This is a genomic window from Paraburkholderia sp. NPDC080076 (assembly GCF_050281145.1).
Classification (GTDB): Bacteria; Pseudomonadota; Gammaproteobacteria; order Burkholderiales; family Burkholderiaceae; genus Paraburkholderia.
This window is the reverse complement of record NZ_JBNNWQ010000003.1, coordinates 604862-617974: the sequence shown is the minus strand read 5'-3', so window position 1 is coordinate 617974 and position 13113 is coordinate 604862. Positions and strand designations below refer to the sequence as shown.

14 protein-coding genes are annotated in these 13113 nt (G+C 64.5%); 11 read left to right on the top strand and 3 right to left on the bottom strand.

Features of this window, described 5'->3' with window-relative positions; genetic code table 11:
• Positions 1–20: 20 nt before the first annotated feature.
• A complete protein-coding gene (locus ACQKRQ_RS15040) occupies positions 21–395 on the bottom strand; it encodes a hypothetical protein (protein ID WP_132374678.1) in 375 nt (124 codons plus the stop codon).
• 178 nt (positions 396–573) lie between these two features.
• On the opposite strand from ACQKRQ_RS15040, the gene ACQKRQ_RS15035 reads away from it, so the two are divergent.
• The 6 genes from ACQKRQ_RS15035 (at position 574) to ACQKRQ_RS15010 (ending at position 6708) form a co-directional block, all read left to right on the top strand.
• Positions 574–2070: a PLP-dependent aminotransferase family protein gene (locus tag ACQKRQ_RS15035; protein ID WP_427477856.1), complete on the top strand. Its 1497-nt coding sequence runs from the start codon at positions 574–576 to the stop codon at positions 2068–2070.
• A 250-nt stretch (positions 2071–2320) separates the two neighbouring features.
• Entirely contained in the window at positions 2321–2710 is a 390-nt protein-coding gene (locus ACQKRQ_RS15030; RefSeq protein WP_132374676.1) for a hypothetical protein, read from the top strand.
• A 409-nt stretch (positions 2711–3119) separates the two neighbouring features.
• Positions 3120–3605, top strand: a complete 486-nt coding sequence (locus ACQKRQ_RS15025) for a PaaI family thioesterase (protein WP_132374675.1) — start codon at positions 3120–3122, stop codon at positions 3603–3605.
• A gap of 114 nt (positions 3606–3719) precedes the next feature.
• Positions 3720–4718 (top strand): NADP-dependent oxidoreductase, encoded by a 999-nt coding sequence (locus ACQKRQ_RS15020; RefSeq protein WP_427477853.1) that lies wholly within the window; start codon positions 3720–3722, stop codon positions 4716–4718.
• 58 nt (positions 4719–4776) lie between these two features.
• Positions 4777–5667, top strand: a complete 891-nt coding sequence (locus tag ACQKRQ_RS15015) for an SDR family oxidoreductase (RefSeq protein ID WP_427478348.1) — start codon at positions 4777–4779, stop codon at positions 5665–5667.
• An 81-nt stretch (positions 5668–5748) separates the two neighbouring features.
• Complete coding sequence (locus tag ACQKRQ_RS15010; RefSeq protein ID WP_427477851.1) at positions 5749–6708, top strand: alpha/beta hydrolase; 960 nt, start codon at positions 5749–5751, stop codon at positions 6706–6708.
• A gap of 44 nt (positions 6709–6752) precedes the next feature.
• Here the strand turns inward: ACQKRQ_RS15010 and ACQKRQ_RS15005 are convergent, their stop codons facing one another.
• Positions 6753–7598, bottom strand: a complete 846-nt coding sequence (locus ACQKRQ_RS15005) for an NRDE family protein (protein WP_427477849.1) — start codon at positions 7596–7598, stop codon at positions 6753–6755.
• Between the two features lie 89 nt (positions 7599–7687).
• Positions 7688–8761 carry a YgfZ/GcvT domain-containing protein gene (locus ACQKRQ_RS15000; protein ID WP_408286653.1) on the bottom strand — a complete coding sequence of 358 codons (1074 nt, stop codon included), beginning with the start codon at positions 8759–8761 and terminating at the stop codon, positions 7688–7690.
• A 78-nt stretch (positions 8762–8839) separates the two neighbouring features.
• On the opposite strand from ACQKRQ_RS15000, the gene mltG reads away from it, so the two are divergent.
• The 5 genes from mltG to ACQKRQ_RS14975 all read left to right on the top strand — a co-directional run bounded on the left by mltG (position 8840) and on the right by ACQKRQ_RS14975 (position 13050).
• On the top strand, positions 8840–9850 hold the full coding sequence (mltG, locus tag ACQKRQ_RS14995) for an endolytic transglycosylase MltG (protein WP_408430245.1): 1011 nt from the start codon (positions 8840–8842) through the stop codon (positions 9848–9850).
• Positions 9850–10470, top strand: coding sequence for a dTMP kinase (tmk, locus tag ACQKRQ_RS14990; RefSeq protein ID WP_408175446.1), 621 nt, complete (start codon positions 9850–9852; stop codon positions 10468–10470). Before mltG ends, tmk begins: the two co-directional genes overlap by 1 nt.
• 94 nt (positions 10471–10564) lie before the next feature.
• Complete coding sequence (locus ACQKRQ_RS14985) at positions 10565–11599, top strand: DNA polymerase III subunit delta' (RefSeq protein WP_132374669.1); 1035 nt, start codon at positions 10565–10567, stop codon at positions 11597–11599.
• A 101-nt stretch (positions 11600–11700) separates the two neighbouring features.
• Positions 11701–12225 (top strand): GNAT family N-acetyltransferase, encoded by a 525-nt coding sequence (locus ACQKRQ_RS14980; RefSeq protein ID WP_408286650.1) that lies wholly within the window; start codon positions 11701–11703, stop codon positions 12223–12225.
• Positions 12226–12258: 33 nt separating this feature from the next.
• Positions 12259–13050, top strand: a complete 792-nt coding sequence (locus tag ACQKRQ_RS14975) for a TatD family hydrolase (RefSeq protein ID WP_132374667.1) — start codon at positions 12259–12261, stop codon at positions 13048–13050.
• Positions 13051–13113: the final 63 nt, after the last annotated feature.

Sequence of the window (13113 nt, the reverse complement as noted above, 5' to 3'; positions counted from 1 at the left end):
GCCTTGCGCCAAGCGGTGTTTCAGGCCGCGCGCCGCAGCCGTGTTTTGACGAGGCTGGCCAGATGGTGCAAAGCTTGACCTATCAGACTGCGATCGTCCTTCCGCGCGCCCGGAGGTTGTACGACAAACGCAGCCGCGTTCACATGCGCGGCACTGATCGACACGACGCCGCGCTGCGGCGTCACGAAGCACTCGCCTTCGTGCAAGGTGATCGACGTGAGCGGCACGGCGTCGCCCAGCCATGCGAGCGAGTGATCGCGGAATTCGAGTTGCAAGTCGCCTTCCACAGCGACGATCGAGGTCCGGGCGCGCAGGTCGCGCACGGCCAACTGGCCGGCCGTGAGGCGAGAAGCAGCGCCGCATGCCGGACCAAAGCGGGATTGACAGACTGACATGGCCGATTCCTTTAAAGCGTTTCCATGCCACTCAGCTTATTGAGTCCGTTCGCGTGAAAACAGCCGCAGCCACCGGCAATGTGAACCGGTACAGCAGCGCGTTTCGGTGCGCTGTATTGGTCGGAATCGAACGGATGTGTATCTGTCGCGACGCGCGAACTGTGCGCACTATCGGTTCATGACCCAATCCATCGTGACCCGGCAGGCAGCGCCAGCGGACCGGTTGCCGGATAGCCAGCCTCTCTATCGGCAATTGGCCGATCAATACCGTCGTGCGATCGGCAGCGGTGTGCTGCGTCCGGGCGACCGCATGCCGTCGATGCGCGCCTTCATGCAGCGGCACGGTGTGAGCCTCGCCACGGCGACCGAAAGCTACCGCGTGCTGGAACGCGACGCGCTGATCGATGCCCGGCCGCGCGCCGGCTACTTCGTGCGCGTGCCGCCCACGGCTGCGCTGCCGGGCGCGTCCGAGCCCGATCTGGGGGTGCTACCGGGCGCCGCGCAGTTCGTCGGCATTCACTCGACGATTTCCGCGATCGTGTCGAGGTTCCAGCGCTATCCGGACGCGCTGAATCTCGGCGGCGCGACGGCGTCGCCCGATCTGTATCCGACGGATGCGTTGCAGAAAGCCGCGCTGCGCGCGTTGCGCAAGCGGCCCACCTTGCTGACCGCCGCCGGGCACGACCAGGGCGATCCAGCCCTGCGCGCGATCATTGCGCGCCGCGCGCTCGACGCCGGCATCCAGATCGGCGCCGACGACATCATCATGACGCACGGTGGCATCGAGGCCGTGAATCTCGCGTTGCGGGCGGTGACCCAGCCCGGCGACACCGTCGCGGTCGAGTCGCCGTGTTTTTTCGGACTGCTGCAGGCGCTCGAAAGCCTCGGCTTGCGCGCGCTCGAAATTCCGGCCAGTCCAACCACCGGCCTCGCCATCGAAGCGCTGGCCTTCGCGCTGCAAACGCATCCGGACATCAAGGCCGTGGTCGCGGTGCCGAACTTGCAGAACCCGCTCGGCAGCGTGATGCCCGACGCGCACAAGGCGCGGCTCGTCGAACTATGCGCGCGAGCGGGCATTCCGCTGATCGAAGACGATCCGTACCGCGAACTGGCGGACACTCCCCAGCCGCCCAAATCGCTAAAGGCTTGGGACACCGACGGCACCGTGATTCACTGCACGTCGTTCAACAAGGTGCTGGCGCCCGGCATGCGGGTCGGCTGGATCAACGGCGGCCGCTGGCATCCGCGTATCGGCATGCTGAAGTTCGCGCAGTCGCGGCACAACGAACAACTGTCGCAAGTGGTGCTCGCCGAATTTCTGGAAACGAACGCGTATGAGCGGCATTTGCGGCGCTTGCGTGACCGGCTACGGCTTCAGCGCGAACGGATGGCGGCCGCGATCGCGACCTCGTTTCCCGACGGCACGCGCTTCACGCCGCCGGGCGGCGGGATGTTTTTCTGGATCGAACTGCCGCGGGAAATATCGTCGACGGCGTTCTTCGAGGCCGCGCTGGACGACGGCATTCGCGTGATGCCGGGGACGGTGTTTTCGAATGCCGGGAGCTTCGACCATTTCATCCGGCTCAGTTCACCGAGCACGGATCTCGATCTGGCCGACGAAGCCGTGCGCAGGTTAGGGCGGCTGGCCGCGCGCATGGCGGCGCATTCAGGTTGATGCGGATGCGGCGCCGATGTATAAGTGCTTGAAGAACCACATTACTTTGATCATCGGCGGATCGTCTGCCAGCGCAGCGGTTCGTTGCAAGGAGTCACGAAAGAGCTGGAAAGCACTCCGAATGGCATCTTCCTATCATTAGCAATCCGGTCATGTGCTGATTGCTCCCTGACTGCTTCTGGCAGATCGTTTCTTGAAGGCAATGCCGATCTGCCCCGCGTTACCACTCGAAGATCACCACGGAGACGATATGCCATTCATTTGTGAAAATGTCGAGTGCCGAGCTGTGCTTGCCCGCAAACAGGTCAAACCGAATCGGGACAACAATTCGTTTTACTTCTATTGCCCCGACTGCAATACGCGCAACGAGCTGATCGACGTCGGCGCCGCCGGCGGTCCCCTGGAACTGATTCAGCCCGTCCGGCAAGGGCTTCCGCACAAGGTGGTCGCAACGGCCCGGCCTCTGGAGGACGGAAGATACGCGGCGCAGTTATGCATCCAGAAAGCGCTTGGAATCAAGGGGCCTTTTGCTGCGGAGGAACGTTGGGATCAGCTTGGCATTTTCCCCGACCCACAAGATGCCGTCAGCTATGCGAAGACCACCGCAGCCGATTGGCTGGGGGCTGACTTCAGACATTAAAAACGCCGGACGGTTCGGTGCCGCGCTCGCGCACCGATCTCGACGGTTTGTCTGTGAACGTCTCGTAGGCTCCTTCTAATTCGCCGCCGACTTAGCCTGTACCCGATTGGAGTCAATCGCCGACTCCAATCGGGCAGCAGCCCTGCCAGTCGTCGCAATGCCTTTCCGTTCGACCCCACGGGCGTGATTTCGCCGCAGTGCGCAACGTTCGCGAGCGAGCCGTCAACCGCATCGCCAGGGCCCATTTCTGCCCGCCCAAACCGCCCGATAAAACTCCACCCGTCGCGTAAGTTTGATAGGCTTGCTCTTTGCCTTGGCCGATGAGGAAGCTCGAACAAAATGCCAAAGCCTCCTCACGCGCCCCGCATCAATCTCATGAACGTACCGACTACACAATCTGCAAACAGCCATGACCGATTCGCCTTCATCTAACGCGAGCACGGCGTCGATGCCCGAGAGCCCGTTCGTCGACCGCCTCGGCGCGCAGCTCCTCTCGGCCGCGGACGGCGCCAGCGAAGTCGTGCTGCCGCTGCGGCAAGATCATATGAACACGTGGGACGTCGCCCACGGCGGCGTCACGATGACGCTCGCCGACGTCGCGCTTGCGATGGCCGCGCGCAGTCTCGCCGGCGACGGCGTCGGCGTCGTCACGGTCGAGATGAAGGTCAACTTCATGCAGCCGGGCCGCGGCGAATTGCGTGCGAGCGGCCGCGTGCTGCACCGCTCGACCACCATGGCCTACTGCGAAGGCGAGATCCGCGACAGCGAAGGCCACTTCGTCGCCAAGGCGCTCGGCACCTTCAAGTACATGCGGCGTCTCGCCGTGGGCCGCGACATCACGCAGCAGCGCCTGCGCAGCGACCCGTCGGCAAAGCCCGGTCCTAGCGACGGCTGAATGCCACCGTGCGAACCGCGCGCGTGTCCGAGAGCCGCGCGCTGGTTCCTGCCCTCACAAAACGCCGTTCGAATCATTCGCCGAATTCATCGGCAACTCATGGAGACGATCGTCATGCCCCAGATCAACCGTCAACTCGTGCTGGCGTCGCGCCCGCAAGGCGCCGTGACGCCCGACAATTTCCGTCTCGTCGAAACGCCGCTCGCCCCGCTGGCCGAAGGAGAATTGCGCGTGCGCAATCATTTCCTGTCACTCGATCCGTACATGCGCGGCCGCATGAACGACAGCAAGTCGTACGCGGCGCCGCAGCCGTTGAACGAAGTGATGATCGGCGGCACGGTGGGTGAAGTGGTGGAGTCGAAGAATCCGAAGTTCGCGGTCGGCGACAAGGTCGTCGCGATGTTCGGCTGGCAGGAATACGGCACCTCGAACGGAACCGGCGTGCAGAAAGTCGATGATACGCATGTGCCCTTGTCGGCCTATCTCGGCCCGGTCGGCATGCCGGGTGTCACGGCGTGGTACGGGCTGAACCGCATCATCGCGCCGAAAGCGGGCGAGACCGTGGTGGTCAGCGCGGCGAGCGGCGCGGTGGGCAGCGTGGTCGGCCAATTGGCCAAGCTGGCTGGCGCGCGTGCGGTCGGCATCGCCGGCGGCGCGGACAAGTGCCGCTACGTGACCGAAACGCTCGGCTTCGACGCTTGCGTCGACTACAAGGCCGGCAATCTCTATCAGGACCTCAAGGCCGTGACGCCGAATGGCGTGGACGGTTACTTCGAGAACGTCGGCGGCGAAGTGCTCGATGCGACGCTCGCTCGCATGAACGCGTTCGGCCGGATCGCGCTGTGCGGATTCATCGCGGGCTACGACGGCCAGCCGCTGCCGCTCAAGCATCCTTCGCTGATGCTCACGCAGCGTTTGCTCGTGCAAGGCTTCATCGTCAGCGAGCACATGGACGTGTGGCCGGAAGCGCTCAAGCAACTCGGCACGCTGGTCGCGCAAAAGAAGCTGGAATATCGCGAGACCATCGCGCAAGGACTCGATTCGGCACCCGACGCGTTCATCGGCCTGCTCAAAGGCAAGAACTTCGGCAAGCAACTCGTCAAGCTGATCTGATGGCGACGGCGGTCAAGCGAATCACACAACACGCCGATCAACCCAGGGGAGTCACATGATGTTCGAATTCGCAGGCAAGGTGGCGGTGATCACCGGTGCGGCGAGCGGTTTCGGCCGCGCGTTCGCGCAGAAGGGCGCGGCGCTCGGCATGAAGCTCGTGCTGGCCGACGTCGATCCCGACGCGCTCGCGCAAACCGTCGATGCCTTGCGCGCCGACGGCGCCGAGGCGATCGGCGTGCCGACGGATGTCGCGAGCGCCGCGCAAGTCGAAGCGCTCGCGCAAGCGGCGCTCGACGCCTACGGCCGTGTGCATCTGCTCTTCAATAACGCGGGTGTGGGCTCGGGCGGCTTCCTCTGGGAAAGCTCGGCGAACGACTGGTCGTGGGTGTTCGGTGTGAACGTGATGGGTGTCGCGCATGGCGTGCGGGTCTTCACGCCGATCATGCTGGCGCAGAACGAGCCGGCGCATATCATCAACACGGCGTCGGTGGCCGGGCTGCTGTCGCCGCCCGCGATGGGCATCTACAACGCGTCCAAGCATGCCGTGGTGTCGCTCACCGAAACGCTGTATCACGACCTGCAGTTGGCCCAGGGAGGAGAGGCGGCAGCGGGTGGGCTCGTCGGCTGTTCGCTGCTGTGTCCGGCCTTCGTGCCGACCGGCATCGCCGATGCGGAACGCGCGCGCCCCGCGGACCTGCGCAACGACAGCGGCCCGACGCGCTCGCAGATCGCCGCGGGCAAGCAACTGCAGCGTGCGGTGCAATCGGGCAAGCTGAGTGCCGACGATGTCGCCGACATCACCTTCGAGGCGATCGCCGCGCGGCGTTTCTACATCATCACGCATCCAGGCATCATGGCGACGGTGAAGCTGCGTCACGAGGACATCGAGCAGTTGCGCAATCCAACCGATCCGATGTCGCTCAAGCCGGAAGTGAAGAACGCCGGTTAGGCGCGACTTTCATCGCATCGCCGGCGCGCTATCGCGCCGGTTTTTTTGAACCTTCGGCGCTCATGCGCCAACAGACGCACCATGCCGCTGAATCCGAAGATCGAGCAGGTGCTCGACATGATCGCGCGGGCGAAGCGCCCGAAGCTTCACGAAATGACCGCGCAAGACGCGCGGGCCTCGTACGAAAAAAGCGCACCGATTCTGGAGATCGCCAGCGCGCCGATGTTCGCGCTCGAAGATCTGCGAATCCCGACACGCGACGGCGCGACGATTCGCGCGCGCCTTTATCAGCCAGTCGAGCCGAGCTGGGCCGAGCCCGCGCCGGCGCTGGTGTACTACCACGGCGGCGGCTTCACGGTGGGCAGCGTCGATACGCACGATGCGCTGTGCCGCATGTTCGCGCGCGACGGCCGGTGCACGGTGATGTCGGTCGATTACCGGCTTGCGCCGGAGCATAAATTTCCCACAGCCGTCGACGACGCGTTCGACGCTTTGATCTGGCTGCATACGCACGCCGCGGAATACGGATTGGATACCGGCCGGCTCGCGGTAGGCGGCGACAGCGCGGGCGGCACATTGGCGACGGTCTGCGCAGTGCTCGCACGCGACGCCCGGATCAAGCTCGCGTTGCAAATGCTGATCTATCCGGGCACGACCGGCTATCAGCAAACCGATTCGCACTCGCGCCTCGCGGACGGCTTTCTGCTGTCGGGCGACACGATTCAATGGTTCTTCGAGCACTACGTGCGCGATACGGGCGACCGCGACGACTGGCGTTTCGCGCCGCTCGACGGCCAACGCGGCGCACCCGATTTCAGCGGCGTTGCGCCGGCATGGATCGCCACCGCCGAATACGATCCCTTGAGCGACGAAGGCGATGCCTACGCGGAGAAATTGCGCGCCGCGGGCAATGCGGTCACGCTCAAGCGCTATCCGGGCATGATCCACGAGTTCTTCAAAATGGGCGGCTTCGTACCCGAGGTCGCAGAGGCGCACGCGGATGCCGCCGCGGCATTGCGTGCGGCATTCGGCATCGAGTGAACGCGGTTGTGTGGCTGGTCGATCTACGGCCGATGGAATGACCTTCAGACAATCTCGCGTTCGATATTGAAAGCGAAGCTGCGCTCGAAGTCGCCGGGCCGCGCGATCCGGTGCGAGCCGTTGTCGTCGCTACGCTCGGCGACGGCCACGCTGACCACTTCGCCATGCGCGGCCACGCGCAACGCGGTCGTGCCGCGTGTGCCGTACTCCGGCGTTTCGATGAAGGCCGCCGACAACGCCCGCTCGCGTTCGAGCGGAAGGCCGGTGGACGGCAATTCGTCGTCGCGCGCGAGGCGCGGATCGCGCATCAGATCGATCAGGCGTTCGAGCGGCGGCATGGCGTCGCGCGCGAGCAGCGTGCCCAGTTCCGCGCGCTTTTTCACCAGCTTCGGCCACGCGGTATCGAGCACCGCGTTCGAGATGCCGTGCGTGCCCGGAGCGAGCAGCGCGGGCGCGAGATCGCCCCGGTTGCAGTACCAGGCGAGTTCGCGGCGCGTCCAGTCGCCCACCAGCAGATTGAAACCGTTGTAGATGCCGCCGGTTTGTGCAACGTGTTGCAGGTACGCGAGCGGGGTGTCGTGCGGGTTTCCCGCCGCGTCGCGCGCGGCGCCGCTCAGCCAGTCGCTGACGAGCGTGCCGCGGGTCGGCGCATCGGCGCGCATTTCGTGCGGCGCGCGGTAATTGGTCAGCGCGGCGAACCGGCCGTCGCGCGACATGCCGAGCCACGTCCCGCCGCCCACCAGATCGCGGCCGGCCAGCACGCCCGGCTCGTCATGCCACCAACTGATCGGTTCGGCCGTGCGGCGAAAGAATTCGTCGCGATTCGCGGCGAGCGTGAAAAGCGGGCCGTCGACCGCGTCGGGTCGCCAATCGAAGACGATCAGGCACATCGGGGAGCATCTCCCGGTGGGGGCGTTGCAGTTGAATAGGCCAGTAAAAAGCGGCGCCTGATTGCGCCGCTTCGTACCGTGCGAGAAGTTCAAATTTCGGTCGGCAACCCGTAGGGCAGCGCGAGAAACCGAAGCGCCGGGCCGTCCGCCGCGCCCAGATGCACCGAGCCGTTTTCCAGCGCCGCGAGCTTGATTTCGACCAGCACATCGACGCCGCCGTCCGGCGCCGACGCCGCGTTCACGACCATGCCGCACGGCTGGCCCGGATCGTCCGAATGGAACAGTTCCGCGCCGGCGTGCACCGTGTCGAGTTCGCCGGCCACATTGGCCAGCGAAGTGCGCCGCTTGATCGTGCCGCGATACTGGCTGCGCGCCACCACTTCCTGGCCGGGATAGCAGCCTTTGCGGAAATTCACCGCGCCGAGCACGTCGAAATTGACCATTTGCGGCACGAACTGCTCGACCACCGGCTGGGTGATGCGCGGCTCGCCTGCGCGAATGTCGAGCCAGTCCCACACGGCGGGCGAGACGCGTTTGAGTTTTTCGTCGAGCAAGGGCAGGAGCGACTCGACCTGCGCTTTCGGGCCGATCCACAGAAAACGCAGATGCTCGAGCGCATCCGGCACGCGAATCAGCGAGCCCGCCGCGCCGTCCACCTTCACGTGCACACCGTCCGGCAACGCGTCGAATACGCCGGAGAGCGCCTTGCGCACGTCGCCGGCGAGGCCGATTACGGCCAGTTCGCCGCTCGCGTCGACGAGCTTGGCCTTGGCGCGCAGCACGAACATGGAGAGCCGCTTCTGCACGGCGGCCTGCACGTCTTTCGACGCCAGCAGGCGGATCGTATCGCCGCTGCGCCAAGTCAGGAACGACGCCAGCAGACGTCCTTTGGCTGAACAATAGCCGGCCAGACGCGCATTGGCGGCGTCGAGGTGCTGGGTGTCGTTGGTCAACTGGCCGTGCAGGAAGCTCGCTGCGTCGTCGCCGGTGGCGTCGATCACGCCGAACTGCGTGAGCGGCATGTATGCGCCGTGGTGAATCACGGCGTCGAATTCATCGGCAGAAGGGCGCGGCAGCGTGGGCAGGCCGGCGGGCGCCGTGGAAGCTGCCGTGACGGCGGTGCCAGAGAGAGTGCCTGAAGCGGTAGCGAGCGGTGTGTTCATGGATTCCGAGAACAGTCAATTCTGACTTTAGCTAAGGCAAACAAGTATTATATGCAGTCCAACCCTGCCACGTTTCGCATGTCCCTTCTGAAGAAATGTTTCGTCGCCGGCGCAATCGTCGTTGTGCTGGCCGCAGCCGCAATTGCCGGTGGGTATCACTGGGCCAACAGCCCGCTCGATCTGAACCCTGCGCAACTCGATGTCACCGTCAAGCCGCACAGCAGCTTGCGTAGCGTCACGCTGCAGCTCAATCGCGGCGGCGTGCCGGTCGAGCCTGAACTGTTCGTCATCATGACGCGGCTGCTGGGGCTGCAAAGCGAGCTGAAATCGGGCAACTACGAGTTCAAGACGGGCGTGACGCCCTATGAGGTGCTGCAGAAAATCGCCCGCGGCGACGTCAACGAGTATGTGGCGACCATCATCGAAGGCTGGACCTTCAAGCGCATGCGCGCCGAGCTGGACGCCAATCCGGCGCTCAAGCACGACACGATCGGCATGAGCGACAGCGATCTGATGAACGCGATCAATGCGCCGGAAGCGCCGATCGGCAATGGTGAAGGACTGTTTTTCCCGGATACGTATCTGTTCGACAAGAACACCAGCGATCTCGACGTGTACCGCCGCGCTTACCGCCTGATGCGCCTGCGTCTGGACGAGGCGTGGACCGCGCGCGCGCCGAACCTGCCGTACAAGACGCCGTACGACGCGCTGACCATGGCGTCGATCATCGAAAAGGAAACCGGCAAGAAGTCCGACCGGCCGATGGTGGCGGCGGTGTTCGCGAACCGTCTGCGCGTGGGTATGCCGCTGCAAACCGACCCGACCGTGATCTACGGCATGGGCGACGGCTACACCGGCCACATCAGGAAAAAAGACCTGCAGACCGACACTCCCTACAATACCTACACCCGGATGGGTCTGCCGCCGACGCCCATCTCGCTGCCCGGGGTGGCGTCGCTGCAAGCGGCGCTGAACCCGGCGCAAACCACCGCGCTGTATTTCGTGTCGCGCGGCGACGGCAGCAGTATCTTTTCTGACACCCTCGGCGATCACAACAAGGCCGTGGACAAATACATTCGAGGGCAATGATGGCGCGGGGTAAATTCATTACGTTTGAGGGCATCGACGGGGCGGGCAAGACCACCCACCTCGGCTGGTTTCGGGAGCGCCTCGAACAGAAAGTCGCAAGTACCGGCCGCGCGGTCGTCATGACGCGCGAACCGGGCGGCACGCCGCTCGGCGAGCAGATCCGCGAGATCGTGCTGCATCAGAAAATGGACCTCGAAACCGAGGCGCTGCTGATGTTCGCGCTGCGCCGCCAGCATCTGGCCGAGGTGATCGAGCCGGCGCTCGCGCGCGGCGACTGGGTGCTATCGGACCGTTTCACCGACGCGACCTTCGCTTACCAGGGCGGCGGCCGCGGTCTGCCGCGCGACAAGCTCGAAACGCTGGAGCGCTGGGTGCAGGGCGGTTTCCAACCGGACCTGACGGTGCTGTTCGACCTCGCGCCGGAGGTCGCCAACGAACGGCGCAGCGCGGTGCGCGATCCGGATCGCTTCGAAAGCGAGTCGGTGGCGTTTTTCAACCGTACCCGCGCCGAATATCTGCGCCGTGCCGAGGAAGCGCCATACCGGTTCGCTATCATTGACTCCGCGCAGAGCATTGTGCAGATTCAGAGAAAACTTGAAGAGTTGATCGCAGTTCTTTGATTTTAAAAGAATATAACTTCGTTTTATAACGCTATGCAGAGTTCGTGTTATGTCTCATAAAACTCCTGCAACAGTTTGATTTCAAAGAGAAACGATGATTTATCCGTGGCAAGCCGATGACTGGAACCGCCTGCAGCAGCTGCGCGGCCACTGGCCGCACGCCCTGTTGCTGCATGGACAGGCCGGAATCGGCAAGCTGCGCTTCGCGCAGCATCTCGCGCAAGGCCTGCTGTGCGAAGCGCAACAGCCCAACGGCGAGCCGTGCGGCGCGTGTGTGGCCTGCACCTGGTTCGCGCAAGGCAATCATCCGGACTACCGGATCGTCGTGCCCGAGGCGCTGGCCGCCGAAGCGGGCCTGAACAATGCCGCGGACGAGAAAGCCGACAAGGCCGAGGCCGATGAAAGCAAGAAGACCCGCACGCCGAGCAAGGAAATCAAGATCGAGCAGATTCGCGGCTTGCTCGACTTCGTCGGCGTGGGTTCGCACCGCGGCGGCGCGCGCGTGGTCGTGCTGTACCCGGCGGAAGGGTTGAATATCGCCGCGGCCAACGCGCTCCTGAAAACGTTGGAAGAACCGCCGGCGGGCGTCGTGTTCCTGATGGTGTCGGCGCGTATCGACCGCCTGCTGCCCACCATCATCAGCCGCTGTCGCCAATGGCCGATGACCATTCCCGCGCCCGAGGTGGCGACGAAATGGCTCGCGGCGCAAGGCGTGGCCGAAGCGCCCGCGCTGCTCGCCGAAGCCGGTGGTGCGCCGCTCACCGCACTCGCGCTCGCCAGCGACGAGAACCGCGCACTGCGCGACTGGACACTCAAGCAACTCGCTGCCGGCCCCGATTGCGACGCCTTCGCCTGCGGCGAGGCGCTGCAAAAACTGCCCGTGCCGCTGGTGCTAGGCTGGCTGCAACGCTGGATGTACGATTTGCTGGCGCAGCGCACGGCAGGCGCGCCACGGTACTTTCCACAAGCGTCGGCGGCGCTGACGCGCTGCGCGTCGCAGGCCGATGCCAGCGCGTTCGCGCGCTTCATGCGCAACGTGACGCGCCAGCGCGCCGTCGAGAACCATCCGCTGAATGCGCGGCTGGTGTTCGAAGAACTGTTTATCGGCTACCGCGAGCTGTTCGCGTAAGCCCTGTCCGCGGGACAGGCCGGCAGCGGCGCGCGGCTGGCGCTCCGGTCCATCTTTCGTCCTGTTCCTGCATTGGCCTTTCATCTCACGTTCAACGCACCATGAGCCTTTCCTACCGCGATGCCACGCTCGACGATCTGCCCGCCATCGTCGCCATCTACAACTCGACTGTGCCGTCCCGGCAAGTCACGGCCGATCTCGAGCCGGTCAGCGTCGAAAGCCGGCTGGGCTGGTTTCACGCGCACGGTCCGCAAAAGCGCCCGTTGTGGGTGGTGGAAGATGCGCAACAGCCCGGCCGCGTGATCGCCTGGTTGAGCTTTTCGGACTTCTACGGCCGTCCGGCCTATCAGCGCACCGCCGAGGTCAGCATCTATCTCGACGAAAGCGCGCGTGGCCGCGGCCTCGGCAAGCAAATGCTGGCGGCTTCGCTGGCGGCGGCGCCGGCGCTCGGCATCGACTCCGTGCTCGGCTTTATCTTCGGCCACAATGAGGCGAGCTTGCGCCTGTTCCGCGCGTTCGGGTTCGACACGTGGGGCTCGTTGCCGCGCGTGGCCGTGCTGGACGGCGTTGAGCGCGATCTCGTGATTCTCGGCAAACGCCTTGACGCCGCCGCGGCCGCCGCCTGATTCACCCCGAGCACTCCTACGCAGGACATCACCATGTTTGTCGACTCGCACTGCCATATCAATTTCGAAGGACTCGCCGACCGCCTGCCGCAAGTGCTCGAGAATATGCGCAGCCACTCGGTCACGCATGCGCTGTGCGTGTCCGTCGATCTCGAAACGCTGCCGTCCGTGCTCGATATCGCCAGCAGATATGAGAACGTGTACGCCTCGGTCGGCGTGCATCCGGATCACGAGGACATGCGCGAGCCGAGCGTCGCCGAACTGGTCGAGCTTGCCGGGCATCCGAAGGTGGTCGCGATCGGCGAGACGGGTCTCGACTACTACCGTCTGGAAGGCCGCACGATCGCCGACATGGAATGGCAGCGCGAGCGCTTTCGCACCCATATCCGCGCGGCGCATGCCACTGGAAAGCCGCTGATCATCCATACGCGCTCGTCGTCGGAAGACACGCTGCGCATCATGGCCGAGGAGCGCGCGGGCGAGCCAGGCGGCGTGATGCATTGCTTCACGGAGCCGTGGGCCGTCGCCGAACAGGCGCTGGCGCAGAATTTTTACATCTCGCTGTCGGGCATCGTCACGTTCAAGAGCGCGACGGATGTGCAGGACGTCGCGCGCCGCGTGCCGCTCGAGCGCTTGCTGATCGAAACCGACTCGCCGTACCTCGCGCCCGTGCCGTATCGCGGCAAGCCTAATGAACCTGCGTACGTCAGTTATGTCGGACGCTTCATCGCGCAGCAACGCGAGATGCAGGAAACGGCGCTGGCCGCCGCGACCACGCAGAACTTTTTCCGCCTTTTCAAGATCCCCGCGCCCACTGGCGTGTGAGACGTAAAGTCGATCAATATCAAAAGGATAGGGACGTTTCCTAAAGTTAAATATGAGAGAAAT